At 65.7% G+C, this 364-nt stretch carries 1 protein-coding gene; it reads right to left on the reverse strand.

What is annotated here, in order from left to right; genetic code table 11:
• Window positions 1-340: gamma-glutamyltransferase (locus AC1DCP_RS26695; RefSeq protein WP_476774915.1), on the reverse strand; the 340-nt coding region annotated here is incomplete at its 3' end.
• Window positions 341-364 lie beyond the last annotated feature (24 nt).

The raw sequence follows: 364 nt of genomic DNA on the forward strand, positions 1-364 counted from the left end.
GGGTGGCGACGGACTGATAGCCGATGTCGTTGAGGCGGTCCTTGATGAAGAAGCCGAAGCCGTCGCGGGCTTCGCCTTCGAGCAGGTCGGCCCACATGTCCGGTCGGGCATTGCCCGGCGCGGTCGCGTGGAAGTCGAAATACTCATGCACGTTGCTGCCGGGCAGGTAGACCGCTGCGGTGCCGAATCCGGCGATACCGCACATCAGCGGATCGACCACGGTCTGGGCGAGCGCGCACGCCACTGCGGCGTCGATGGCGTTACCGCCGGCTTTCAGGATCTCCGCGCCCGATTCCGCAGCTTCCGGCTGCGGGCACACCACCATTCCACGCGTGCTCATGGTCAGTTCGCCTTGAAATCGACG

The sequence above is a fragment of the Agrobacterium sp. 10T429 genome (assembly GCF_056393925.1).